Annotated in this window: 2 protein-coding genes; one reads left to right on the top strand and one right to left on the bottom strand. The window is 71.3% G+C overall.

Features of this window, described 5'->3' with window-relative positions:
* Nucleotides 1-578: 578 nt before the first annotated feature.
* The gene (locus tag C593_RS0128375) at nucleotides 579-1,313 is read right to left on the bottom strand and encodes a GntR family transcriptional regulator (RefSeq protein WP_018850705.1); all 735 of its coding nucleotides are present in this window, start codon (nucleotides 1,311-1,313) and stop codon (nucleotides 579-581) included.
* A 449-nt stretch (nucleotides 1,314-1,762) separates the two neighbouring features.
* On the opposite strand from C593_RS0128375, the gene C593_RS0128370 reads away from it, so the two are divergent.
* Nucleotides 1,763-2,227 (top strand): hypothetical protein, encoded by a 465-nt coding sequence (locus C593_RS0128370; RefSeq protein ID WP_018850704.1) that lies wholly within the window; start codon nucleotides 1,763-1,765, stop codon nucleotides 2,225-2,227.
* Nucleotides 2,228-2,540 lie beyond the last annotated feature (313 nt).

Raw genomic sequence — 2,540 nt, 5'->3', positions numbered from 1 at the left:
GCACGGCCCAGCCCTGGGCGGCGCACCACCGGGCGACGCGGTGAGTCGAGAGCGTCACTGGGCACCCCCCGTAAGGGTGCAGTGCACGGCGTTCAGGTACGGCATCCTTGTCTCCGTGATGAAGAGATCGCCCGGCCCTTGCCCCTCACAGGTAGGTCGAGCGGTGTCCGTACCGGAGGCCCAAAACCATCCCGGTGCAGTGACGCGGATGGTGTTCCGCGTCACGACGTGCGGTGTAGCGGTGCAGTGACCCAACTGGTCACGGCGCATAAGGGGCTCCATTCCTTGCCCGAGTGCGCCGCCGCTGCTCCCACTGACCTCCGTGGAAGCTCGCCCGCGAGGGTGCAACCACGTATGATCTGAAACGAGCAAAGGCCCCGCACTGCGGGTTCCTGTGAAGCCCGGCCCCCAGTCCGCCAAGACTTTTAGCGGGGGTCGGGCTTTCTGCTGTCTACTTCGGATCACTCTAACGGCCAGTCACGAGCAGGTGACCGGCCGTTCGTCGTCTGGCATGTCAGGTGCCGGCAGGCCGCCGGAACGCGCGAACGGGGGCGTCCTCGGCGTCCTGGTGGGCCGGGTCAGGCGGGGAGAGGGATCTCCACGCCAGGGGCGTAGACGTCCTCCCAGTGCTCGATGGGGCCCGTCTCGTCATGGAACGTCACGTGCGTCACGAGAACGGCCACGGCCACGTGCGGCGGGGCGTCGATCTCCAACGCGTCCAACTCGTCCTGGGACGCCTGGCGGGCCATCGCCGTCCGCTCGCCGCGCACGACCTCCCGGCCGGTGCGCTCCCGATACAGCTCCTGCCAGAACTTCGGCATCGCCGCGTCGTCGGCAACCTCCGGCACGTCCTCCGTAGCGCGCGAGTGGATGACCGACAGGCCGACCGTGGTCGGCTTCCCGTCCTGCCGGAACGTCCGGATACGGATGATGACCTCCTCGCCCGGCTCGATGTCCAGCTCCCGGCAGATCCGGGGGTCAACGCACGACCGGCGCATGACCCGGCGCCCGGTGACCTCCTCGCCGTCGGCGTACTTCCGTCCGGTGCGGTTGAGCCGGTCGAGTCGATCCGTCCCGCTGATGACGTGCGGTGCCTCCGCGACGACCGTGCCGGCACCGGCCCTCGTGACGATCAGGCCCTCCGACTTGAGCAGGGCGAACGCGCGGGCGGCCGTGTTGCGGGCCACGCCGTGCTCCTCCGCCACGCCGTTGACGGTCGGCAGCGCGTCCCCGGGGCGCAGCTCGCCGTCCCGGATCTTCTGCCGGTACGCCCCGGCGACGTCGGCGTATCCCACCTTGCGGGCTTCTGTCATGGCTCTCTCCTCGTCCGTGTGCCGGTTCCGGCATGAGTAGAACGTACCACTGCATGATGGTGGAACGTACCCCATGCACGTGGTACGTTCTACCTGTACCGAGAACGACCCAACAGGGGAGGGACCGGGAGCGCACGCACCTTGAGCACCGACCACATCAGGGCACCCCGGCCAGAACAGGGGAGGTCACGCGGACTACCTCATACGGGTCCGGACCTACGCAGAAGGGGGTCACAGCCTGGGCGCCGACGAATCACCGTCACTGGTGGAGAGCAACACAAAGCACCACGAACACCCCGAACGGATTCGATCCGGCGCACCCGCCCCCATCACGGCGGGAGCGCCGTGGTCGTGGCCGTTCGGCCGACCCGCCCCGGAGCCACGGCGCTACAGACGCCCGGCCCCGGGAGCACACGCACCACCGCACCGCGATCACCAGGAGGCCCCCCATGCTCACCCGCATCGCCCAGCGCGCCCGCACCGCCGCCCGCACCGCCGCCGACGCCGTCCGCTCCGTCGTCACCCCGGCCGCCCTCGTCCGCGACCACGCCCCGGTCACCGTGCCGGACCCGGCCGACGTCTACACCGACGACGAGATGCCCACGGCCGAGGAGATCGACGCCGCGGCCGACGCCTACACCACGGCCTGCGACGAGGCCCGCGCCGCCGACCGGGGCAAGCGCCGCGCGAAGAAGACCCTGGGCCGACTCCCTGCCGGCCTTTACGGCCGCTGGCTCATCGAGCGCGTCCCGTCCTCGCGGATGACGCCGGACCTGGAGGCCATCCGCGCCGCGTACCAGCGCCACGGCCTCGGGGACGTCCCCATGCGGCCCTGCGCCCCCTCGCTGCGCCTCACCGACACGACCCCGGCCGCGCTCCCCGCCCCGGTCGACACCGCGCTGGTCGCCGCGTGAGCGCCCCCGACGCCCCGGCCCCGACGCCGGAGCCGACGCCGCTCCTCGTCCTCCGCGTCAGCCACGACAGCGGCCGGACGTACGGGCCGCCCCGCGTGATCACCACGGCTGACGACCTGCCCCCGTTGGTCACCTCCGAGTGGCCCCCCTGCGAGTGCCCCCGGCACCGCACCCGCTGAACCACCCCGGGCGCAGCACGACGGCCCCCCGGCGGCGCTACAGACGCCGTGATTCCGGAGGGCCGTCGCTGCGTGCGCCCTTGTACGCCTACATCACCAGGAGAGGAAGGACGCACGTGGACCGTATCAACCCC

The sequence above is a fragment of the Streptomyces sp. CNT372 genome (genome assembly GCF_000377145.1).
Note: the sequence above shows the minus strand (reverse complement) of the source record. Positions and strands in the feature narration are given on the sequence as shown.